Here is a 21,277-nt window from a genome sequence, read left to right on the forward strand (position 1 = left end):
GCTTCGATGCAATGGAATGGCCCGAGCGCCGCCCCGCGGGGCAAGGCGGCGCTCGTCATGGTGCTGCTTGCCGCGTTCTCCCTTACGGGATGCCAGTTGCCGCGTTCCGGGCCGATGTTGAGCGAGATGATGTCGGCCCACGATGACAAGGACGTCATCGTCATGCCGGTCTCCCGGGAGCTCGCGCGGGCGAGCAACGTGCCGGAAGTCATGGACTTTCCCGCGCGGTATCGGAATGCCAGCCAGGCCGAGTTCGACGTACTGGTCCCTGGAGACGGCATAAACATCACCGTCTGGGAGCGCGATGGGCTGGGCGTGTTCGCGGCCAATGCCGCGGGGGTAAGCGATCTGGGAAACCAGGAGATAGACCGGACGGGAAACCTCTATTTCCCCATTCTCGGGAAGTTCCGCGCCGCGGGACTGACGCTGGCGCAGTTGCATGACGCCGTCGTCGCCCGCCTCAGCAAGCTCATCGTCGGTTCCGACGTCAGCGTGACCCGCGCGGCCGACTCGCGCGGCCAGATGGTTACGGTCCAGGGCAACCTGGCCAAGCCGGGCATGTATCCCATTACGCAGACCACCCAGCGCCTGAGCAGCGCGCTGGCGCTTGCGGCGCCTGTGCAGACGAATCCCGAGCAGCTCGTGATTACGCTGCGCCGTGCCAATGAGATTGCTTCAGTGCGGCTGTCGGATATCTACCGCAACCAGGCGAACGATATCCTGCTGCGCGCAGGCGATGTCATTACCGCCCATGATGCCCGCGAGTACCTGACCGTGCTCGGTGCGGCCGGCACCCAGGGGCGTGTCGCCATCAGCAAGCGCAACTACAGCGTGCTGGATGCCCTGGGGGATTCCAAGGGGCTCGACGACAAGACGGCCGATCCGCGGTCCGTGTTCCTGTTCACGCCCGCCAAGCCGGGCACCCAGGGGGCGCCGGACACTCTGCCGATCGTTTACCAGTTCGATCTCACTCGTCCGGAGCAAGTCGCCCTGGCCGGCCAGTTCACGGTACGCGAAGGCCAGGCCATCTATATATCCGACGCTCCCTTTACCCAGGTGCAGAAGGTACTGTCGGCATTCCGGGTGACCATGAGCGCCGGCTTCAGCGCCACGCGCGCTATCGACAGCGATTCGGGCGGCTCCAGCTCCAGCTCCGGTGTAACCCAGTAGCCCCGTCGATGAGCAATGAGGAACGTATCAAGGGCTGGCGGGCGCGCCGGCAGGATCGGAACTACGCCGTAGGTGCCGGCGTTGCCGCGTGGCGCCTGGATCTCGCCACGCTGTTCGACGCCATGTCGTCGCCGGCGGTCATGGTCAAGCGGTTGGTGGCGCGACTGCAAGGTGAGCGGCACGATACCGTGGCCGCTCGCCGGGCGGTATACGAGGCCGTACAGGCGGAGCTGGAGCAAGAGGGCCAGCGCACGGGCGTCGAGGATACGTTCGCGGATTTTGCCCGTCGGCGCCTGCGTATCATGGTTCGCCTGCTCGAACAGGATCTGCGCGCGGGTGTCGATGTGTTCCAGCCTGGCTACGTGCCGTCCGCCCTGGAGGCGGAAGACGCGCGACTGGGCGTGGCGCATCAACGGCGCGTTCAGCGGCGAAAACTGGACGACGAGCGGGACGCCCGCCGGCATGCGTCCCGCAACGACATCGCGCTGCAACGCGAGCTTCCTGAAGACGAGGCCCAGGACCTCGCGATCCTGCGCGAACGCTTGCATGCATTGCACCTGGGGCAGCGGCCGCGGGCCGCAGACGAGGCCGGACTGCGCCTGCGCACCCTGCTGCCGCTGTTCGTCTATCAGTTGCACGTGATGCAGGGGGAAAGCCGGGTAGCCCTGCTCTGGGCGCTGGTCGGCCCGGTGGTGTTGCTGACGCTGATCTCGTCGCTGTATTTCCTGATGGGCACCCATTACATCCTTGGGATGGATGTGCGGACGTTCTCTCTGTTGGGCGCGACCACCTGGATCATGTTCAGGCAGATTGTTTTCCGCAGCAGCACGGGCTATGTGTCGGCCAGGGGTTTGCTGAATTTCGAAGGGGTCACGCCGCTGATGTGCGCGCTGGTGCAGGCGCTTATCTATGTGTCGGTGTATCTGGTGGTGTTCGGCGTGTTGATCGGGGCGGGCAGTGCGCTGGACCTGATCACGCTGCCCGTCAGCTGGGCCGGTTTCCTGTTGTATGTCGTGTTGATGGGGGCCGGCGGCGCGGCGCTCGGCGTGCTGTTCGGCGCGATTGCAACCGCCTGGCATTTCTTCCTCAGGCTCGCGCCGGTGATCGAACGGTTCCTGCAGATTTTCTCCAGCGTGTTCTTTGTCTCGGAGCAACTGCCGGAGCAACTGCGTCCCTGGCTCCTCTGGTCGCCATTCGCGCACGGCATGCAGCTTCTGCGATCGGCCTATTTCGCCAACTACACGTCGCAGGATGCAAGCTTGGGCTATTTCCTGACTTCGCTGGTTTTTCTAGGCGTTGTCGCCCTGGCCGGCGAGCGCCTGGCGCGCAGCCATATCCAGCCTATGTGAGGGGCAGCAATGATCCATCTCAACGGTGTAACGGATGAGCCTTATGCCTTCGGAAACAGGCAGCCGCTGCTTGCCAATGTCGATCTGGACATTCCCGTCGGGCGCTATGCGTTGCTCTCGCCCTCGCCGGAACTGCATCGCCAGATTATCGATGTGTTGTGCCGCCTGCGTCCCCCGCGCGAGGGCTTCGTCAGCCACGGTGGAAGAGTTTCCTGGGCGATAGGACGGCAAGGCTTCATCCGCGGCAAGGCAAACGGACTGCGCATGATCGAGTTCGTTTGCGAGATGTACGAGCTCGACGCGGATGCCACGGTCGACTTTGTCGCGGACCTCATCAGCGAGCCCGCAACGCTGGCCACGCCCATGGAACATTGGCCGCTGTACGTACGGCAGGAGTTCTCCTTCGCGCTCGCGCTGGCGCCTGCCTTCGATGTCTACGTCATCGAAGCGGCCATGCCCTTCGAGCCCTGCCGCTTCACCCGTCTCTGGCTGGCGCTGTTCGAAGAACGGCTGGTTGGCCGGACGCTTGTTTTTTCCAGTTATCGCCAGAACCAGCTGGCGGACTATTGCTTCAAAGGCCTGGTTTATGAACGAAGCAGTCTCAGAATCGAAGATGACCTCGACCGGTGCATCCTCAAGTACCCGCCCCGACGATCCAGGAGCGAATCCGGCAGCGCAGGAGAGGACACTTTCGCAAGCGACTTCGGGGAAAGCCAGCTCGGGCTCTGAGGGCGAATCCGAGATCGAGCGCCGCCAGCGCGAGCGTCACGCGGCGCTGCGCGAGCGCCGGCGCCAGCGTTGGATCAACGCGGGCATCGTCGTCGCGCCGGTAGCGCTCGTCCTGGCCTATCTGTTCTCCATCGCGACGCCGCGCTACGAAGCGGAGTCCCGGTTTTTCGTGCAATCGGGTTCCGGCCAGCAATCCGCGGGAGCAGGGGCGGGCAATCTGCTATCCACGGGGAACATGCCGGCCATGCTTGGCGGTTTCGTGGACGGATGGGCGGTCAGCGACTTTCTCAAATCGCGCGACTGCATGCGCCAACTTGACGAGAAAGTGGGATTGCGCCGCTACCTGGTCCATACCGGGCCGGACTTCGCCAACCGCCTTCCGCCGGACGCGAGCGAGGATGATCTCTATCGCGCGTACCAGGCCTCGGTTGAAGTCTCCTTCAATGTGCTGGAGCAGATCGATGTGCTGCGCGTGAGCGCGTTCTCGCCGGAAGACGCGGCGATCCTGTCGAAGGCCCTGATCGGCCTGGCGGAGGACTTTGTCAGCCGGATGAACGAGAAGGGTGTCGCGGACAAGCTGAAGGTGAGCGAGGAAGCGGTGAGACGGGCGGAGCGCAAGGCGCTCGAGGCCAGGGATGCCCTGACGGCGTGGCGGACGGCTCACGGCAATATCGACCCCACGGCGTCCGTGGCGATGCTGCTGAACCTGTCCAGCCAGCTCGAGGGCGAACTGAGCAACGCCCAGATCAATCTCGACAAGCTGCGCGCGCTGGGCAATAAGGACCATCCCATGCTGAAGCCCGCCCAGATGCAGGTCGCGGCCCTGCAAAAGAGGATAGTGGCCGTGCGTCGCCGCCTGAGCGGCGAGGGCAATACGGAAGCCAAGCAGCTTAAATCGTACGAGGCGCTGCGAAACGCCCAGGCGTTCGCCGATTCGAACCTTACCCTGGCGCAGCAGTCGTATCAGCAGGCGATGGTGGATGCCCTGCGATTGCAGCGGTACTTGTCCATCATCGCGCAGCCGGTTCCAACCGACCAGCCCAGCAGCCCGCGCTGGATGAACCTGCTGCTGCAAGCCCTCGCCGTGGGCTTTGTACTGATGTTCATCACTCGCATAGGGATGGCCTTGCTGAGGGGGTTGCGCCATGGTTGAAACGATTGTTGCGAGTCGTCCCGCGTCCCCCGACGCCACCGCCCGGCTGCTTGATGTCATCCAGAAGATCCGGTCGGCGACGGATCCCGCTCTGGATATGGCCCGGCTTGCCCCCGAGCTGGTGCAGGCCGCGGATGGCGGGCGCGACGTCAGGCGATTGCTGGTTTCCCCCTTCGTGCGAGAGGGCGCGTTGGCGCCCGCGATCGCCGCGATGGAGGTTCTCGTGGCCGCCTATCCGTCGCGAGCCGAGGAGCGCCGCTTTCTCGCCAGCCTGTTGGGGCGATCGGAGCAGTGGGGGCGGGCGATCGCCGAAGCGGACGCCGCTGCCGGCATCGAGCCCGATTCCGCGACGCTGCATGCCGCCCGGATCCAGCTTCGCCTGCAGGCCGGACAGGTGGCGGAGGCCGCGGCGGTTGCGCGGGCGACCGCCGGCATGGCGGCCAGCGAGCCGGGCGAGGCCTATTTCTGGATGATGGCATTCATGCGCGACGGGGATACCGCCGAAGCGGCGCACACGGCAGCGGCGCTGGATCCACAGAGGCTGCCGAATGAACGCGTGGCGGCAATGGCCGTGCGCGCCCTGTTCGAGGATGGCAGGACGGAAGCGGCGATCAGCCTTGGCGACGCGGCGCTGAAGGCAGGCCACGATTGCGCCGCGCTGCGTACCCAACTCGGGCAGGCGCACCTGCGGCGCGGCACCGAGGAAGACCGCAAGGTGCACGCGGTGGCGCATTTCGAGACCGCCTTGAGAGCATCGCCATCGGATGTGAGAGTGCTGTCGCTTTACGGCGAAACGCTGCTGCGGGCCGGACGCTACAAGGACGCCTTGGCGCCGTTGAAGCAGGCGATCGACCTGGCGCCGGAATTGGAACAGACCCGGGTGCTCTATGCGCGCGCCCTGCGCTATTCGGCCCAGTATGCCGATGCCGCCGAGCAGCTTGTGAAGGTCCTGGAGAAATCCCCGGAAAAACTGCTCTGGCAGCGTGCCGCCATCGGCGCGCTATCCCAGGCAGGCCGTAAGCAGGAAGCCGAAGCACTGTTCGAGCAGTATCTGTCGAAACGCAGCCAGCAGCTTCCGGACACTTTCCAGGAAGCCCTGGCGCAGCTGGACAAGCGGCTCGATACAGCTTCGATACCGCAGGCGCGCTTCGATTGGGCGTGGTCGATGCGAGGCAATACCGATGTCGATCGCGCGCAATGGGAGCGGGCGGCGCGCTGGGGCCACCTGGTGGACCATCTTCTGTTCGACTGGCTCGAATGCCGCGAGGATCGCGTCGAAGAGGCAATGACGCTGCTCGGAGAGCTCGATAGCGCAGAGCGCTTCTTCGCGCCCTTGCTGGCGTCGGGCCGGGGTGTCGTGGTCGCGACTGCGCACGTCGGTCCCATGTATGCGGGGCTGATGGCATTGGAACTGGTGGGCATTCCGTCGCGCTGGCTCGCGACCGCGCCCAGCATAGCCCGGACCAGCTACGCCGAGGCCTTGATCTCCACCGCCGACCAGACCGAAGCGCAGGTCGCCAAGGCGTGCATGCGCGCGCTCGGTTCCGGCTATGTGCTATGCCTGGCCGTCGACGGCGCAGCCAACCCGGCGGCGCCGCGCACGACCTTCGAGGGGCAGGAAGTGACGTACTCGGGTTTCGCCGCCCACATGGCGCATCGCCTCGACCTGCCCTCGGTTTTCTATACCCCCCGCTGGGAGAACGGCCTTGTCACGTTCACGCTCGAAATGCTGCCCAGGGTCACGCCCGGCGAGGACGCTGCTGCGTATGCGCATCGATGGCAGCAGGCGTATTTCGAAAAGCTGCGGGAGCACCTGGCCGGCCCGCCGGAGAACCTGCGCTTGAGCGGGGGCATCTGGCGGCACGTGAAGTCCCCGGACCGCAGCGTGCAGCAATAGGGAGCGAAGACTTGATGAAACCAACCGGACTTGAAAAAGATATGACCATCTCGCCGTGGCTGCTCGATGAAACTCAACGCGACCTTCGCGATGAACTGCTGGCGCAGCGCCGCCGCTGGCTGGTGACCGGAGCGGCAGGCTTCATCGGCTCCAATCTCGTGGAAACGCTGCTGCTCCTGGGCCAGGATGTGCACGGCCTGGACAATTTTTCCACCGGACATCGGCGGAACCTGGACGAGATCCGCAAGAACGTCGGCGAAGACCGCTGGTCGCGGTTTACGCTGCACGAAGCGGACATCCGCGACATGCCTGCGTGCGAACGGGCCGTCGCCGGCGTCGATTACGTGCTTCACCAGGCCGCGCTGGGTTCGGTTCCGCGTTCCGTGAAGGATCCGTTGACCTCGCACCAGGTAAATGTGTCGGGCTTCCTGAATATCCTGGATGCGGCTCGGCGGGCGCCGATCCGCGGTTTTGTCTATGCCGCATCCAGTTCCACCTATGGCGACGAACCCAATCTGCCCAAACGCGAAGACCGGATCGGCAAGCCCTTGTCGCCGTATGCGGCCACCAAGCTCATGGATGAGATCTATGCCGACGTCTTCCGGCGCACGTATGGATTCGCCTCCACGGGGCTGCGCTACTTCAATGTATTCGGTCCGCGCCAGGATCCGAACGGGGCGTATGCGGCCGTGATCCCGAAATGGATCTCTTCCATGATCGAGGGGGAAGCGGTCCAGATCAACGGCGATGGGGAAACCAGCCGGGATTTCTGCTTCGTGGGAAATGTGGTGCAGGCGAACCTGCGCGCCGCATTGCGTCAGGCCGCGGGCGCCTGCGAGGTATATAACGTTGCCGTCGGCGGCCGCACGACGCTCAACGATCTGTTCGGCATCATCCGCGACGGTTTGGCGCCGCATGGCTTCGAGTACGCGCGCGCGCCGGAGTACCGGCCGTTCCGCGAAGGCGATGTGCGCCATTCGCAGGCCGACGTATCGAAGGCGCAGGCAGGGATCGGCTACGCGCCGCTCGTCGATCTGCGGCGTGGGATGACGGAGGCGTTGCCGTGGTACATCGCTTTTCTGACCGCCCGGGCGGCCGCCTGAAAGGAGCCGATATGATGCGCTTGCTGCTTGCTTTGGCGTTGTTGTATGGCGGCGCGGCGGCCGCCAGCCAGTCGTGCGACATCCCGGACGAGCATTGTCCGGCCGTCTCGTCGCTTCTACAGCAACGGCAAGGCTACGGGGCGAAGGCCACAGGCGGCCTGGGCGGGCGGTTCGTCGAGGTGACGTCCGACAAGGACGCGGGGCCGGGAACACTGCGCGCCGCGCTGAAGCACGCGAAGGGGCCCACGTGGATCCGCTTTGCTTCCGACATGACCATCGTGCTGGACTCCCAGCTCCGCGTGCCGTCGAACATTACGATCGATGGACGCGGGCGGCATGTCACCTTGATCGACGATGGGCTCGGAATCTACCGCAGCAGGAATGTCATCGTTACCCATCTCACGATAGACGGCCGATTGAGCAGGCTCACGCAGGCCGTGAATGTGGCCAATGGCAGCCAGGATGTGTGGGTAGACCACCTGGATCTCTCGCGATTCTCGGATCGACTGCTGAACGTGAAGAACGGCTCGACAGATGTCACGGTTTCATGGAACAAGTTTCATGACTCCAACAAGGTCATGCTGCTCAACAACATTACTTCGTCGAATCTCTTCAAGAACTACGAACGGGATTCGATCGCCCGGGTGACGCTGCACCACAATTACTTCCTGAACACCGTACAGCGCAATCCGAGAGCCCAATTCGGCACTTTCCACCTGTTCAACAACCTGGTGGAAAACTGGGACTTCTACGGCATGAGCTTCAGCCTCGCCGCCCGGGCATTGGTCGAGGGAAACATGTTCAGCAACGCATCGCGGCGCAACTGCACCGAACCGAAATTCTTCCCGACCGTTGAAGGTATCAACGTGAACTACTGCCGCTATATACCGGAGGCCCCCGGGAGAAGCGCGCTGGCCAACGGCGAGTCCGACCGGCGGAATTACGAGAAATCAAAGGGCCAGTATGGCTACCAGCACGACTTCAAGGCATTCTTGCGCGTGAAGGACAATCTTTACCTGGGCGACGCGAAAGCAGTCCTGGAGGACTACCGCCCGGAGTCGGTGCCGAATCCGCCGTACTGCTACGGGTATGAGCGGCCGACGCCGGAACTCGCCGATAAGATCCGCAGGCTGGCTGGCAATACACAGGAAGTTGTCCCTGCCGTTATCGCGCGGAGCGGATCGGCGTGCCCCTGATCCGGATGGGTGGTCGGAAGGCGTGCGCGGATGCCGGCACGCCGGCGCTCAGCCGGGATAGTGGGCGAGGGACGTCTGGTCGAGTTCGAACACGTCCGCCAGCCAATCCAGCATCAGCTCCTGTCCCAGTGTGGGGTTGTCGTGCTGGCAGTGCTCGGCCCCGGTCTCTTCCTCGCTGGTCAGCCGTAGCGTGGCGTTGACGCCGTGCTCGACGGCATAGTCATGCACCTTCTTCACGGCTTCCACGCCCAGCACGTCGTGACCGCCATGGATGATCAGGTACGGGCATTTCATTTTGTCGAGAACGCCCTCCAGTTTGAACGGCTTGGCGATCTCGGTGGCCTCAGCCATGCTCTTGGCGCCGAACACCCATTTGATATGGCCGGCCAGGCCATGATTGTCGTCGCGGGTTTTCCAGCGCTCGTGAATGTCCCATATCGCGCCATGCGAGATGCAGGCCGCGAGCCTGGGCTCCATTGAGCCGGCACGCGCAGCATAGTAGCCCCCAAGGCTGGAGCCGCTCACCGCGATGCGGGCAGGGTCGACGTCCTTGCGCTGCGTCAGCCAGTCGATGCACTTGCCGATCGGCACTTCGTAGTCGTGGCGGGTTACCAGTCCGTGCCGGCGCAGCGCACCGCCCTGGCCGGGCCCATCGACCAGCAGCACCGACATCCCGCGCTGCAGGGCACCGCGCCCGGTCATGAACCAGAGCTCGTCCTTGAACGAATCGAGGCCGCCGACCGAGATCAGCACGGGCTGGCGATCGCCCCCGTTGGCCGATCGGATGAAATAGGCGGGCAGTGGCTTGCCCGGCTCATAGGGAATGTCGACGATTTCGGCCTTCGGCGTGAGTTGCCGCAGGAACTTGTGCGAAGCCTCTTCGCAGCGGTCGAAGGTGGGCAGCCGCCGCGGATCGTCCGCCGCCAGCCAGAATTCGGCTTCGCGGAAATAATTCGCGGCGCGCAGCCAGCAGTTCATGGCGGTACGTATGTGCTTGCGCCCGAATTCCTCGTCGCCGCGGAGATCGTTGCGTTCGCCGATATGCATCCATTCGCGATGCCAGCTGTCGAAATCGTTGGCGATGATCTTGCTGCCCGCCTGGAAGACTTCGCTGACCGCGCCGCCGCCTTCCTGGGTTTCGCCCAGGCCGCGGCGGAACTGGTAGGACATCCAGAAATCTTCGGGCCAATGGTGCCAGCCGAAGGGCTCATAGCGAGGTGGCTTAGCGGTATCGTTCATCGTTTTCTCCGTCAAAGTGAATTGCTGCCGTCTTGCGTTATTCTCGCGGCCGCTCCTATTGCGGGTCGTAGCCGATATCCGATACGAGCTTGGCGAATTTCTGGTTTTCGCTTTGCATCAGCCTGCCGAAGTATTCGGGAGATTCCGTCACGGGGATGAGCCCGAGGGTGTTCAGGGTCTGCAGCATCTTCGGTTGCTTCAAGGCCCGGTTTATTTCGGCATTGAGCTTGTCCACGATAGGCTTGGGCGTTCCCGCGGGCGCCACGAAACCGAACCAGCCCTCGGATGCGTAGCCCGGCACCGACTCGCCGATCGTGGGGAGCTGGGGCAACTGCGGATCGCGCTTGCCGTAGGTGATGCCGAGCAGGCGCATTTTTCCAGACTCGATCAGGGCGGCGACACTGGTGTAGGACGTCACAGCCAGATCCAGGCGCTGGCCGGCCAGGTCGGCCATGATCGCCGCGTTGCCCTTGTAGGGCACATTGATGAACTTGATGCCGGTCATGTGGGCCAGCAGTTCGAACGACATATGCGGCAGGCCTCCCATGCTGGTGGTGCCTATCTTCAAGTTGCCCGGATGTGCCTTGGCCCAGGCGATCATTTCCGTGACGTTCTTGAAGGGGGCGTCCGGCCGCGCCACCAGCGCGAGGTAGTTCACGGTAGCCAGCGCGACGGGCGCCAGGTCCTTCAACGGGTCGTAGGGCAAGGTCTTGTAGGTATGCTTGGCCAGCGCCAGATTGGTGACCAGCCCGACGCCCAGCGTGTAGCCGTCGGGCGGTGCCTTGGCCGTGGTCGTCATGCCGATCTGCCCGCTGGCGCCGGCGCGGTTCTCCACGATCACCGGTTGGCCGAGACGTTGGCTGAGCTCGGCGCCGACCAGGCGTGCGATGACGTCCGGGCCGTCGCCCGAGGTGTAGGGGCAGATGATCGTGATGGGCCGGCTGGGGTAGTCATCCGCCGCCGCCGACCATGATGTAGCCAGTCCGACGATCATGGCCGCGGCGCCAGTGAAGAGCTTGATTCTCATGAGCAACCTCCGTGACAAAATCGGCCCAGGGCTGGCCTCGGCCCCTGGACGAGGCTGTGTCCGCCTCGCCGCGTGGGCCGTTGCGCCCCCGGGTTGGCAGCGATGGCCCCTGCGCTTTTCGATGCATGGCCTCGCGGCGCGCTGGAACGTGCAATCCGGTTACTGCGGTTCGTAGCCGATGTCCTTGACCAAGGCGGCGAACTTTTGGCTCTCGGCATCGATCAACTGGCCGAAATATTCGGGCGATTCGGTCACCGGCTGCAGACCCATCGCGTGCAGGGCGTCCTGGATGCGCGGCTGCCTGGTGGCCCGATTGATCTCGGCGTTGAGGCGCTTGACGATGGCGGGCGGAGTGCCCGCCGGCGCGACGATGCCGTACCAGCCGACAGCGCCGTATCCCGGCACTGATTCGCCCACGGTGGGCAGATCCTTGAGTCTGGCGTCCCGCCCGGGATTCGTGATGCCCAGCAGTCGTATCTGGCCGCTGGCGATGAGCGGCGCGGCGGCCGTATAGGAGGGAAAGGCGACGTCGATGCGGCCGCCGACCAGGTCGGTCATCACCGCGCCGTTGCCTTTATAGGGCACATTCGTAAAGGTAAAGCCATTGGATTCCTTCGCCAGCAGGGCGAAGGACAAATGCTGCAGGCCCGCGGTCCCGGTTGTACCCAGGGTAAGGGTGTCCGGATGCGCTTTGGCCCATTGGGTCATCTCCGATACCGTCTTGAACGGCGCGTCGGGCCGCGTGACGACCGCGAGATAATTGGTCGACAACATTGCCACCGGGACGAAGTCCTTCAACGGGTGGTATGGCAGGTTCCTGTAGGTGGAGGGCGCAAGCGCCATGTTGGCCACCTGCGCCACGCCCAGCGTATAGCCGTTGGGGGACGCCTTGGCCGTCATGGCCAGGCCCAGCTGTCCGGTCGCCCCGGGCTTGTTCTCGATCACGACGGCCTGGCCCAGTTGCGCGCCGATCTCGGCGCCGATGAGGCGCGCTACGAGGTCCGTGCCGTCGCCCGGCGGAAAGGGCACGATGATGGTGATCGGCCTGTTCGGATAGTTGTCCGCCCAGGTGGGCGCGGTCAGCGGCAGTGCGGCGGTGAGCGCGGCCATGCCGAAGAGCAGGTGGCTTTTCTTCATGCGAACTCCAGCCTCGCGGATGGCCCCGGCACACCCGCGCGTTCTTATATCGTGGATGTCCGGGACGGCATCCGCGCCGTTGGCGCCGCTATCCTATGCCTATGCGGCCTTGGACACGGACTGCGCGGAGGGCGCGAGCTTCCTGACATGCTCCCAGCCCTGGCGCATATCCTCGAGCGCCTGCAGTTCGACGCCCGCGATTTCCTTGACCAGCAGGCCGGCGCTGCGCAGGTCCTTTTCGTAGCGCAGCGTGCGGAACAGATCCGAGGACTTGCCCATGGCCTCGCCGGCGCGCGCCACCGCGGCGCCATCCAGGCCGCGCTTGACCAGTTCCTTGGACGCCCGCTGCAGATAGCCGCTGGCGCCCCGCCGGCCCAGGACGCCATGGTTCGGGATGTTGCCATTGACGAATAGGGGTTCGCGTTGGCCCGACGGCATCAGCGGATCGCTGACCTTGCCGTCCAGTACGGCCTGCGCGAAGCGCGCCATGCCGGGTGCGCCGGTCTCCCAATGGGGGATCTGCCATTGATTGCCGTACAGGGCGTAGGGCTTGGGGTATTCCCCGCTGAGGATCTTGAGGTTGCGGCGGAAGCTGTTCCGGATGGCAGCCGCGATGTCCCAGTCCGGGTCGCGTTCGGGTTCGACCCAGACCATGAGGTAAGGGCCATAACCGTCGTGCAGGCTCCATTCGCCTTCCCACGCGCGGTGATGAGGCCATGCCTGGTAGTGGTCGCCGGTGCGTTGTTGCGACTGTTCCCACGCGGCTCTGAAGACATCGATCGGGCACTCGAACCGGGCATGCTCGGCCAGGTCATTCGGTTCCCAGATGACGACGGTTTTCTTTTCCAGGTCATAGCCGCTGACGACGACATGGTGGCCGAAGCCGGTGTCCTTCATGGTGGCCTTCTGGAAGGCCAGGCGCGGCGAACTCATCGCGCCGTACGGCAACAGCAGGCTGTAGTGCAGGCCCACCTGCACGGGAATGCCCCGGTCGATCAGCGCCCTCAGCTTGGAGAAAGCGCCTTCGAAGCCGTCCTCGTCATCCTCTTCCCAATGACTCCGGAAACCGAGGGTGCGCGGCGTGTATTCCCACATCTCATGGAAGGGACCGACCCCGCCGTTGAAGGCGGGCGCGCCGTATACCGGGCTCCAGCGGAAGGAAAAGCCATCGCCGCTGATGCCATCGGCAAACAGCGCGTCCTCTTCGCCGGAATGGCGCAGCATGCCGATGACGCCGGTGAAATAGCAGCGGCCCGAATTCCCGCCATCGGGATAGCCTTTCGGGCCCAGCCACGTCATAGAGAAATAGCTCGACGAGTAGGAAGCGATCTCGGGCATTTTGCTTCTCCAGGAAGATCCGTAGGGCAAGCAACTCGTGGGTCGATGCGGGGCAGGCCGGCGTTCGCGCCTGCCCGCTCGTCGCCGTTTTTTTTGATCCTAGCACCGCGTCCCAGCGGCCCGAGCAGGTTTTTTTCCTCGTTCTCGCATAGCAAGAAATTTAGGGGAAAACGATAGAACCGCGGCCATGCTATTGCCACCGCGCCGGGCCTGTCGATAGAATCGATTGCGGTTGCGCCGGAATACAGGGCGTCCGGGATACGCGCTGAACCTGAAGTCCCGATCGACTTTTACTTATAAAACCACCGGATCGGATTCGCGGCAGAAACGATTTCTCAGGTTCTGAGAAGTGCACAATCGCACGAAGGGGAAAACCTTGACTGGCGCGACATCCACTTCGCAGACCGTCGGCAGGGCCATCCAGCTCTTACGGCTGGTCGCGTCGAGCAAGTCGCACAATCTGCGATTGATCGATATCGCCGAAATGGCCGCGCTCGACAAATCCACCGCGCATCGCCTGCTGCAGCGCCTGGTGCACGAACGCATGCTGGAGCGCGACCCCAGCCGGCGCGGCTACCGGTTGGGCCCGCTGCTGCACGAGCTGGGGCTGGCCGCGTTGCCCGAGACCAATATCCAGACCGCTTCCGAGCCTGCCTTGCGCCGGCTCGCCAGGACCACGGGCGACATGGCCTTCCTGATCGTGCGCAGCGGATTCGAGACCGTGTGCCTGAACCGGATCGCCGGCGACTTCGAAATCCAGACACTGACCCGCAACGTCGGCGACCGGCATCCGCTGGGCATAGGCGCCGGCGGACTGGCGATTCTGGCTGCGCTGAACAACGCAGATGTCGATATCACCATCGAGGCGATCGCCTGCCAGCTCAGCCGTTACCGGCTGACGGAAGACGCCTTGCGCGAACGCATCGCGCGGACCCGCGAACGCGGTTATGCCATCGACGAAGGCAGCGCGGCCCTCGATGTCGTCGCGCTCGGCAAAGCCGTGCGCAGCCGCGGCGGCGTACCTACCGCGGCCGTGTTCGCGGCTTCCATCAGCAGCCGCATGACCGAAACCCGACAGTTGACGATTCACAGGCACATCTCTGAATGCGTCACCGCCATCGAGTCCACTCTTTCCTCCTGACTTGAAGAAAAGGCCACTCCTCCATGCGCATCGACATGCACAGCCATGTGATTCCAAAACGGGTCGTCGACGCCATCACGCGCGACGCCGGGACCTATGCCGCGCGCCTGAAGCTCGCGGAGGGCCATCCGCTCATGGCCCATGACCAGGGCTATGTCTACCCCTTGTTCCCGGAGTTTGTCGATCCCCTCGCCAAGCTCGATTCGATGGACCGCAAGGGCATCGATATTTCGGTGATCTCGCCGGCGCCACCGATGTTCTACTACTGGGCGGACGCCGACCTGGGCCTGAGGATTTCCGCCATGGTCAACGATGGCGTGGCCGACATGGTCGCGTCCCATCCGGCCCGCTTGCGCGGCATGGCCACCTTACCGATGCAACACCCGGACGCGGCGGTCGCGGAGCTGGAGCGGGTGGTGCGGGAGTACGGCTTCAAGGCCGTGGAAATCGGCACCACCATCGAAGGCGAGCAACTTGCCGATCCGCGTTTTCGTGTTGTCCTGAAGCGCGCGTCCGAACTCGGCGTATTCGTGTTCGCCCATCCTTACTACATCGGCTCGAAGGCGGGGCTGGAAAACTACTATCTCACCAACCTGATCGGCAATCCGCTCGATACCACGACCTGCGTGGCCAATCTGATCTTCGGCGGCGTCATGGACGAGCTGCCTGGTCTGAAGATACTGCTGGCCCACGGGGGCGGGTTCGCGCCTTACCAGATCGGCCGCCTGGTCCACGGCCACAAGGTCCGTCAAGAAGCGCGAGTGCATACCCACAGCGACCCGAAAGCGCTGCTGCGGCGCTTCTATTTCGACAGTCTCGTCTTCGAGCCCGCCGCCCTGCGGTACCTGATCGATCTCGTCGGCGCCGACCATATCGCGATCGGCACCGATGCGCCCTTCGATATGTGCGACGCCAGGCCGGTCGAGACGCTGGAACACGTGCCGCATATCTCGCACGCGGAGCAGCACGAGGTCTGCTGCGGAACCGCCTTGCGCCTGCTCGGCGAGGGGTCGGGCAGCTTGGCGTAAAGAGAGATGGTACGGCCCTTCAGGCCACCTCGCCGGCGATAGCCTTGCCCGATGGGACGGGCAGGCCCGCCTGCTGCGCGGGCGGGCCGCGCAGCAGCTCGCCACCCTTCACGGCGATGGATGCACGGCCGCCGCTTATTGCGGCGCGGGAGACATATCAGGTCCGGGATAGGCCCGCTTGAGCGCACGGCGTTCCCGCGAGGAAGCGCCGTGATAGCTCATCGACGCCATTTCCGCCTCGGCCTTGTCCTTCGTTTCCTCGTTGAACGTGAGCCTGGTGCCGCCTTTGTTCACGCGCACATAGCGTGTTTGCCCGGCGGCCAGGTCGAAGGTGAGCGGGGTCGAGGGGTTGTACTGGATGGTGACGGTGTACTTGCCGGCGGGGCGGTCCACGAAAAAGAAATTGCCCGGGGACGTGCGGCCTGCCTTCCAGCCGTTGACGAGCACATAAGGATTGCCCGTCACGGGGTCGCCCGGACTGGAGGGCTGGTAGACGTAGATGCGCCCCTGGCCAGCGGGCAGATTGCCGTACTTCATCTCGACGGTGTCGTAGCTGGGCCGGGCGCACCCGGCCAACACAACCGCCGTGATGGCAAGGATGGCGATCATTCCCGTTCGACGGTTCATGGCGTGCTTGCTCCTCTTTTTAAGATGTACTTACATTTAAGCACATCAAGCAAACACCTCCCGCCCCCGGCCAACCCCGGGAGCGTTCCGTCAATATGGGCGGACTGCCGATTTCCGGCCACACGGCGGTTGCCCGGCCCTGCATCGGCACTGCCGGCGAAGACCGGGAAGCGGCATGCCGGATCACTAAGTCGGTTGGGGGCTAGGCCGCAGCGCGCGCGGCGGTGCGGCCTTCCTGCAGCTTGTGCAGCTCCTCGCCCAGATAGGCCGCGATCGCGCGCATGCCATAGCGGCCGGCCTGCGCCTCGGCGTCGCTGTTGTAGTTGGTATTCGTGTTGACGTCGTAGGTATAGAGCTCTCCGTGTTCGTCGGTGATGAACTCGATACCCGAAATGCCGATGCCGTTGGCGGCAATGAAGCGACGATACTTGTCGATGATCGGGTTGCTGAAGCCTTCGATGATCTGGAAGCGTGGCGGGGCCGCCACCGGCGCCGTTTCGCCGACGGGGCAGAACGCATCGCCAATCTGGCACACGTCCGCCGGGCAAAGCTCGAAGCCGAGCGACGTATCCACCCGTACGGCGTATAGGAACTCTCCACCCACGAACTCCACGCGGGTGATGTAGGGCTGAGGTGCGCGGATGTATTCCTGGATCAGCGTGATGCCGTCGATCGAATCCTCGAATGCATCGCTGTCCAGATGCTGATTCAGTGCGTCGACGCTATGGAACAGGTGCACACCCAGGCCCTTGCCGGCGCGGTTGTGCTTGGTGATGAACGAACCGCGCATCTTGCCCGCGGCGACCAGGATGTTGTTGCGCCCGATGGCCGCCACCGTGTGCGGCGTCCGGATGCCGAAGTTCGCCAATGCCGCGTATTGCGCGATCTTGCTTACCTCCAGCTGCAGGGCGCGTCCATTGTTGATGACCCGGCGGCCATGCGATTGCAGCCACGCCAGTACACCGGCGGTGTACTCAGGGGCATAGCGGTGGCCGCGACTATGCGATGAGGCACTCATGCGGTTGTAGAACACGCCTTCGGGCGGCACGCCGGAAAGATCCAGCGTGCCTTCGTCCAGGAACCATTCCTCGAAGGGCAGGCGCAGTTCCTGGAAGGCGGCGCGCAAGGGTTCTACCCAGGCGGCGTTTTCATGAATCACGTGGATTTTCGGCATGGTCGCTTTGATATGCGCGGATGGCGCGAAAGGGGGGATCTGACTAAGGGTTATAACGAGGATACCGGCCGGGCCCCGCGTTGAATATGGCGGATACTGCATATAGTTATGGAGGATTCGTCTATGGCGCCGTAACCCGCCTGCGCGCCGGGCGGGTATAGGGAATCGTCCCGCAGCCCAACATCCAGAAGACACAAAGGAGGCAGTACTCATGGCCCAGTTCCACATGTTCATGCCGGACGCGCTGCGCGCGGCCGTGCGCGAGATCATGCGCGGCTTTCACAGCAGCGAAAGGGAAGGCGAGCTGGTGGCGGCGAATCTGGTGCGCGCCAACCTGACTGCCCATGATTCCCATGGCATCGGGATGTTGCCGCGCTATGTGCAGGCCTTCCAGGAAGGCAACTTGAAACCCAATGCGCAGGTAGGCATCAGCCTGGATACCGGCACGCTGCTCGCCCTCGATGGCGGAGCGGGTTTTGGCCAGGTCGTCGGCCAGGAGGCGATGAACCTCGGCATCGAGCGCGCCCGCCAGCATGGGGCTTGCATCATGGCGCTGGCCAACGCGCACCACCTCGGCCGTATTGGCGAATGGGCCGAGATGGCGGTGGCCCAGGGACTGATCTCCATCCATTTCGTGAATGTGATCTCGCGGCCCATCGTAGCGCCGTGGGGTGGCAGCGATGCCCGCTTCGGAACCAACCCGTTCGCAGTGGGCATTCCCCTGGCTTCAAGTGAACCCATCGTGCTGGACTTCGCCACGAGCATGATCGCGCAAGGCAAGACCCGCGTGGCTTTCAACAAGGGGGAATCCCTGGCGCCTGGATGCCTGCTCGATGCCCAGGGGCGGCCGACCACCGACCCAGTCTTCGGCGTGCTGGACCCATTGGGCGCACTGCTGCCGTTCGGCGAGCATAAGGGATTCGGCCTGTCCCTGGTGTGCGAACTGCTGGGCGGCGCGCTGGCGGGCCGTCATTCTGTAGACGGACCGGCGGACGGCAGACGGCGGGTGCTGAATGGCATGCTGACCATTCTTATCGATCCGTCGCGCATTGGCGATCGCGCGATCTTCGAAGAGCAGGCGCGGCGCACGCTGGATTGGATCAAGGCGTCGCCGCCGCAGCCAGGCGTGGACAGCGTGCTGGTGGCCGGCGAGCCGGAACGTCGAGCCACGGCGCAACGGCAGGCCGAGGGCATCCCCGTCGATGAACAGACCTGGGCTGACATCGTGCGGCACGCCGATATGCTGGGGGTGCCTGTGGCGACCGTCAATCGGCACGTCGGGCTGTAGCGATCGCGTCGAAGAGTGAAACGGGCTGGTTCCCCGGGCCTGACGGGTCAAGCCATTCCGCTATCCGGGTCGAAGCCGAGGCGAGTCGATAAGCGCAGGCAGACCTCGGACATGATTTCCCTGATCTTCGGGATATCCGGTCGCGGCATTCCGTCGATCCGGGCGATGTGCGGCACATTGACCGCGGCGACTACACGCCGGTTATTGCCGAAGATGGGGAAGGTGATATTCGTGACGCCGGCGATCTGGATACTCGCCATCGTGGCGTAGCCCTGGGCCCGCACTTTCTCCAATATTGCGAAAAGCTGCCCGGGATCCATCTGCAGTTCGCCTTCCACGTTGATGTGGCTGCTCAGCATGCGGGCGCGCTCCGCCTCGTCCTGGTAGGCCAGGAGGACATGGCCCGACGAGGTGTCGGTGAGCCCCATCGCTTCGCCGAGCTTCAACCCGAAGGACCAGCGCTCCGGACTGTCGACCTGCGCCACGATGATGACCCGCCCGCTGCGGAATAGCGACAAATGGCAGGATTGCCGTGCCCGCTCGGCCAATTCCCGCAGGAGCGGCAGCGCGGTCTGCACAAGCGACTTTATGGGTTGCTGCCGGTGCGCGAGCCGGAACATCTTCAGCGTGAGCGTATAGCGGCCGTCCGAATCGGCCTGCTCGATGTACCCCCGATCCTGCAGCGTCATGACCATGCGGAAGATCTGGCTGACGTTGCGCGTCAGCGCCTGGCTCAGTTCGTTCAGCGTATAGCCCTGTTCACTGCAGGCCAGGGCTTCGATGATGTCGAGGCCCTTTTCCAGCGCGGGCGCGCGATATCGGTTGACGATGCTGTCGTTCATGCGGTGGAGTTTTACCTATGAAAGGCCCGGGTGCCCCGTGCAAGCTTATCTGCTATTCGCGACGGGCTGAACAACGGGAAATCCCTGAAAGGAAGACCGCAACTTCCAATTGATCCGGCGCGTGCAACGGCTTAGGATATCCCTGCGACTGCAAATCCAGTTTTACTAATAAAAAGCGGGTGCGTGCTGTCCACAACTGGATAAGCACGATCGCCGGCGCCGCGTGACCGTGTCCTATCCAGGGACCGTCGGCATGCCGACGCAGCAGCAGACCCGCAGCAAAAAGCAGAAAAGAAACGGAGGAGACAATGAAGAGACACCGTTTAGCGGGATTGGCGCTGGCGTTCTGTGCCAGCATGATGGTGGGCGCCGCCCATGCTGCCTGGCCTGAACGACCCATTACCCTGATCGTGGCGTGGGGCGCAGGCGGCGGCACCGATGCCACGGCCCGTATCATCGCCTCGCTGCTGGAGAAGGAGTTGGGCCAGCCGGTGAACGTAGTGAACCGCACCGGCGGCAATGGCGTGGTGGGGCATTCGGCGATCGCCAAGGCCAAGCCCGATGGCTATACGCTGGGCATGCTGACGGTCGAGATCGCCATGATGAAGCACCAGGGCCTGACCAACCTCACGCCCGCGGACTACACCCCGCTTGCGCTCATGAACGTCGACCCTGCCGCGGTTTCCGTCAGCGCGACCTCTCCCTACAAGACCATGGGCGAGCTGCTGGATGCCATCAAGGCGCATCCCGGCAAACTCAAGGCTTCCGGTACGGGGCAGGGTGGCATCTGGCATATCGCCATGGCAGGCCTGCTCAAGACCGCCGGACTCGACCCCAACGCCGTGCCCTTCGTGCCGTCGAACGGGGCGGCGCCCGCCATGCTTGAGCTCGCGGCGGGGGGTATCGACATCGTTCCCACCTCGCTGCCCGAGGCCCGCTCGATGATCGATGCCGGCAAGGCCCGGCCGCTGGCCGTGATGGCGGACCAGCGCGAACCTTTGTATCCCGACGTTCCCACGCTGAAGGAGTCCGTCAACCTGGACTGGAAGATCGGCGTCTGGCGCGGGATCGCGGGTCCCAAGGGCTTGCCTGACGAGGTCGTCAAACGGATGGAACAGGCCCTGGACCGTGTCAATCACGGCCAGGAATTCCGCGACTTCATGAAGCAGCGCGGCTTTGGCGTCGGCTATGCGAGCGGCGCCGAATACGGTGCATTCATGAAGAAGTCGATGGACGATTTCGGCACGGTGATCTCGGCCATCGGCATGTCGCGCCCCGCGCCCAACTGATCCGCAGCCCTGCTGCCGTTCGTGCCCGGACCGGCCAATCGGCCGGGCGCGCATCCGTTCGCGAGCCGCCATGAAATTCAACGATATCCACATCGGCATCGTGCTGGGGGTGTTCTCGGTGATCGTGTTCGCGGCCGCGCGCACCTTCCCCGTCATCCCTGGCCAGCAGTTCGGTGCCAGCCTGTTCCCCATGCTCATCGCCGTGGGGCTGTTCATCTGTGCCGTCCTGCTGGTGGCGCACGGTCTGCGTGCCCGAGCGGCGGGCGCGCCCAAGGCGGCCTCGCCGTCCTGGCTGCGCGATCCGATATCGGTGATGCGTTTCCTGATGGTCCCCGCCTCGCTGGTCTTCTATTTCCAGCTTGGCGACTGGCTGGGGTTCGTACCTTGCGCTTTCCTGTTGCTGATCGTGCTGTTCCGCCTGTTCGGTGTACGTTGGCGCACCGCGCTCGTCGTGGCGCTGGCCACCACGCTCATCATCCACTTCATGTTCTACACCGTTCTGCACGTGCCGCTGCCCTGGGGCCTGCTGGAACCGATCGCGTGGTGAATC

At 64.1% G+C, this 21,277-nt stretch carries 19 protein-coding genes; 12 read left to right on the top strand and 7 right to left on the bottom strand.

Annotated features, from left to right (window positions below; all coding sequences use genetic code 11):
* Positions 1 to 6 precede the first annotated feature (6 nt).
* The 7 genes from BAU07_RS03305 to BAU07_RS03335 all read left to right on the top strand — a co-directional run bounded on the left by BAU07_RS03305 (position 7) and on the right by BAU07_RS03335 (position 8,597).
* Complete coding sequence (locus BAU07_RS03305; protein WP_066664684.1) at positions 7 to 1,170, top strand: polysaccharide biosynthesis/export family protein; 1,164 nt, start codon at positions 7 to 9, stop codon at positions 1,168 to 1,170.
* A gap of 8 nt (positions 1,171 to 1,178) precedes the next feature.
* Entirely contained in the window at positions 1,179 to 2,519 is a 1,341-nt protein-coding gene (locus BAU07_RS03310; RefSeq protein ID WP_066654101.1) for an ABC transporter permease, read from the top strand.
* Between the two features lie 9 nt (positions 2,520 to 2,528).
* A complete protein-coding gene (locus BAU07_RS03315) occupies positions 2,529 to 3,248 on the top strand; it encodes an ATPase (protein ID WP_066654103.1) in 720 nt (239 codons plus the stop codon).
* 121 nt (positions 3,249 to 3,369) lie between these two features.
* Positions 3,370 to 4,401, top strand: coding sequence for a KpsE/RkpR family capsule polysaccharide export protein (locus BAU07_RS03320; RefSeq protein ID WP_066664686.1), 1,032 nt, complete (start codon positions 3,370 to 3,372; stop codon positions 4,399 to 4,401).
* Positions 4,394 to 6,298 carry a tetratricopeptide repeat protein gene (locus BAU07_RS03325; protein WP_066654106.1) on the top strand — a complete coding sequence of 635 codons (1,905 nt, stop codon included), beginning with the start codon at positions 4,394 to 4,396 and terminating at the stop codon, positions 6,296 to 6,298. The genes BAU07_RS03320 and BAU07_RS03325 overlap by 8 nt, the downstream gene beginning before the upstream one ends.
* Before the next feature lie 41 nt (positions 6,299 to 6,339).
* The gene (locus BAU07_RS03330; RefSeq protein WP_066654108.1) at positions 6,340 to 7,401 is read left to right on the top strand and encodes an SDR family oxidoreductase; all 1,062 of its coding nucleotides are present in this window, start codon (positions 6,340 to 6,342) and stop codon (positions 7,399 to 7,401) included.
* An 11-nt stretch (positions 7,402 to 7,412) separates the two neighbouring features.
* Positions 7,413 to 8,597 carry a pectate lyase family protein gene (locus BAU07_RS03335; protein ID WP_066654111.1) on the top strand — a complete coding sequence of 395 codons (1,185 nt, stop codon included), beginning with the start codon at positions 7,413 to 7,415 and terminating at the stop codon, positions 8,595 to 8,597.
* A gap of 48 nt (positions 8,598 to 8,645) precedes the next feature.
* Here the strand turns inward: BAU07_RS03335 and BAU07_RS03340 are convergent, their stop codons facing one another.
* The 4 genes from BAU07_RS03340 to BAU07_RS03355 form a co-directional block, all read right to left on the bottom strand.
* Complete coding sequence (locus BAU07_RS03340) at positions 8,646 to 9,836, bottom strand: alpha/beta hydrolase family protein (RefSeq protein WP_066654113.1); 1,191 nt, start codon at positions 9,834 to 9,836, stop codon at positions 8,646 to 8,648.
* A 55-nt stretch (positions 9,837 to 9,891) separates the two neighbouring features.
* Positions 9,892 to 10,863 carry a Bug family tripartite tricarboxylate transporter substrate binding protein gene (locus BAU07_RS03345; RefSeq protein WP_066654115.1) on the bottom strand — a complete coding sequence of 324 codons (972 nt, stop codon included), beginning with the start codon at positions 10,861 to 10,863 and terminating at the stop codon, positions 9,892 to 9,894.
* Positions 10,864 to 11,022: 159 nt separating this feature from the next.
* On the bottom strand, positions 11,023 to 12,000 hold the full coding sequence (locus BAU07_RS03350) for a Bug family tripartite tricarboxylate transporter substrate binding protein (RefSeq protein ID WP_084025233.1): 978 nt from the start codon (positions 11,998 to 12,000) through the stop codon (positions 11,023 to 11,025).
* A 99-nt stretch (positions 12,001 to 12,099) separates the two neighbouring features.
* On the bottom strand, positions 12,100 to 13,338 hold the full coding sequence (locus BAU07_RS03355) for a BtrH N-terminal domain-containing protein (RefSeq protein WP_066654117.1): 1,239 nt from the start codon (positions 13,336 to 13,338) through the stop codon (positions 12,100 to 12,102).
* A gap of 376 nt (positions 13,339 to 13,714) precedes the next feature.
* On the opposite strand from BAU07_RS03355, the gene BAU07_RS03360 reads away from it, so the two are divergent.
* Together BAU07_RS03360 and BAU07_RS03365 are read left to right on the top strand one after the other, a co-directional pair.
* On the top strand, positions 13,715 to 14,479 hold the full coding sequence (locus BAU07_RS03360) for an IclR family transcriptional regulator (protein ID WP_066654119.1): 765 nt from the start codon (positions 13,715 to 13,717) through the stop codon (positions 14,477 to 14,479).
* A 23-nt stretch (positions 14,480 to 14,502) separates the two neighbouring features.
* Complete coding sequence (locus tag BAU07_RS03365) at positions 14,503 to 15,507, top strand: amidohydrolase family protein (protein WP_066654121.1); 1,005 nt, start codon at positions 14,503 to 14,505, stop codon at positions 15,505 to 15,507.
* A gap of 135 nt (positions 15,508 to 15,642) precedes the next feature.
* Here BAU07_RS03365 and BAU07_RS03370 read toward each other — a convergent pair whose 3' ends face one another.
* Both BAU07_RS03370 and BAU07_RS03375 read right to left on the bottom strand, forming a co-directional pair.
* Positions 15,643 to 16,134 carry a DUF2846 domain-containing protein gene (locus tag BAU07_RS03370; protein ID WP_084025238.1) on the bottom strand — a complete coding sequence of 164 codons (492 nt, stop codon included), beginning with the start codon at positions 16,132 to 16,134 and terminating at the stop codon, positions 15,643 to 15,645.
* 202 nt (positions 16,135 to 16,336) lie between these two features.
* Positions 16,337 to 17,308 (bottom strand): ATP-grasp domain-containing protein, encoded by a 972-nt coding sequence (locus tag BAU07_RS03375; RefSeq protein WP_066654125.1) that lies wholly within the window; start codon positions 17,306 to 17,308, stop codon positions 16,337 to 16,339.
* 211 nt (positions 17,309 to 17,519) lie between these two features.
* Here BAU07_RS03375 and BAU07_RS03380 point away from each other — a divergent pair, with 211 nt between their 5' ends.
* On the top strand, positions 17,520 to 18,596 hold the full coding sequence (locus BAU07_RS03380; protein WP_066654126.1) for a malate/lactate/ureidoglycolate dehydrogenase: 1,077 nt from the start codon (positions 17,520 to 17,522) through the stop codon (positions 18,594 to 18,596).
* Between the two features lie 47 nt (positions 18,597 to 18,643).
* Here the strand turns inward: BAU07_RS03380 and BAU07_RS03385 are convergent, their stop codons facing one another.
* Positions 18,644 to 19,438 carry an IclR family transcriptional regulator gene (locus tag BAU07_RS03385; protein ID WP_066654127.1) on the bottom strand — a complete coding sequence of 265 codons (795 nt, stop codon included), beginning with the start codon at positions 19,436 to 19,438 and terminating at the stop codon, positions 18,644 to 18,646.
* Positions 19,439 to 19,746: 308 nt separating this feature from the next.
* Here BAU07_RS03385 and BAU07_RS03390 point away from each other — a divergent pair, with 308 nt between their 5' ends.
* Both BAU07_RS03390 and BAU07_RS03395 read left to right on the top strand, forming a co-directional pair.
* Positions 19,747 to 20,727 (top strand): Bug family tripartite tricarboxylate transporter substrate binding protein, encoded by a 981-nt coding sequence (locus tag BAU07_RS03390; protein WP_066654128.1) that lies wholly within the window; start codon positions 19,747 to 19,749, stop codon positions 20,725 to 20,727.
* 70 nt (positions 20,728 to 20,797) lie between these two features.
* Positions 20,798 to 21,274: a tripartite tricarboxylate transporter TctB family protein gene (locus tag BAU07_RS03395; protein WP_066654133.1), complete on the top strand. Its 477-nt coding sequence runs from the start codon at positions 20,798 to 20,800 to the stop codon at positions 21,272 to 21,274.
* Positions 21,275 to 21,277: the final 3 nt, after the last annotated feature.

The sequence above is a fragment of the Bordetella flabilis genome (assembly GCF_001676725.1).
GTDB lineage: Bacteria > Pseudomonadota > Gammaproteobacteria > Burkholderiales > Burkholderiaceae_B > Bordetella_C > Bordetella_C flabilis.

Coding starts and splice junctions, on each gene's coding strand:
- BAU07_RS03305 (WP_066664684.1), top strand. CDS start 7: ATGCAATGGAATGGCCCGAGCGCCGCCCCGCGGGGCAAGGCGGCGCTC.
- BAU07_RS03310 (WP_066654101.1), top strand. CDS start 1,179: ATGAGCAATGAGGAACGTATCAAGGGCTGGCGGGCGCGCCGGCAGGAT.
- BAU07_RS03315 (WP_066654103.1), top strand. CDS start 2,529: ATGATCCATCTCAACGGTGTAACGGATGAGCCTTATGCCTTCGGAAAC.
- BAU07_RS03325 (WP_066654106.1), top strand. CDS start 4,394: ATGGTTGAAACGATTGTTGCGAGTCGTCCCGCGTCCCCCGACGCCACC.
- BAU07_RS03330 (WP_066654108.1), top strand. CDS start 6,340: ATGACCATCTCGCCGTGGCTGCTCGATGAAACTCAACGCGACCTTCGC.
- BAU07_RS03335 (WP_066654111.1), top strand. CDS start 7,413: ATGATGCGCTTGCTGCTTGCTTTGGCGTTGTTGTATGGCGGCGCGGCG.
- BAU07_RS03340 (WP_066654113.1), bottom strand. CDS start 9,836: ATGAACGATACCGCTAAGCCACCTCGCTATGAGCCCTTCGGCTGGCAC.
- BAU07_RS03345 (WP_066654115.1), bottom strand. CDS start 10,863: ATGAGAATCAAGCTCTTCACTGGCGCCGCGGCCATGATCGTCGGACTG.
- BAU07_RS03350 (WP_084025233.1), bottom strand. CDS start 12,000: ATGAAGAAAAGCCACCTGCTCTTCGGCATGGCCGCGCTCACCGCCGCA.
- BAU07_RS03355 (WP_066654117.1), bottom strand. CDS start 13,338: ATGCCCGAGATCGCTTCCTACTCGTCGAGCTATTTCTCTATGACGTGG.
- BAU07_RS03365 (WP_066654121.1), top strand. CDS start 14,503: ATGCGCATCGACATGCACAGCCATGTGATTCCAAAACGGGTCGTCGAC.
- BAU07_RS03370 (WP_084025238.1), bottom strand. CDS start 16,134: ATGAACCGTCGAACGGGAATGATCGCCATCCTTGCCATCACGGCGGTT.
- BAU07_RS03375 (WP_066654125.1), bottom strand. CDS start 17,308: ATGCCGAAAATCCACGTGATTCATGAAAACGCCGCCTGGGTAGAACCC.
- BAU07_RS03380 (WP_066654126.1), top strand. CDS start 17,520: ATGGCCCAGTTCCACATGTTCATGCCGGACGCGCTGCGCGCGGCCGTG.
- BAU07_RS03385 (WP_066654127.1), bottom strand. CDS start 19,438: ATGAACGACAGCATCGTCAACCGATATCGCGCGCCCGCGCTGGAAAAG.
- BAU07_RS03390 (WP_066654128.1), top strand. CDS start 19,747: ATGAAGAGACACCGTTTAGCGGGATTGGCGCTGGCGTTCTGTGCCAGC.
- BAU07_RS03395 (WP_066654133.1), top strand. CDS start 20,798: ATGAAATTCAACGATATCCACATCGGCATCGTGCTGGGGGTGTTCTCG.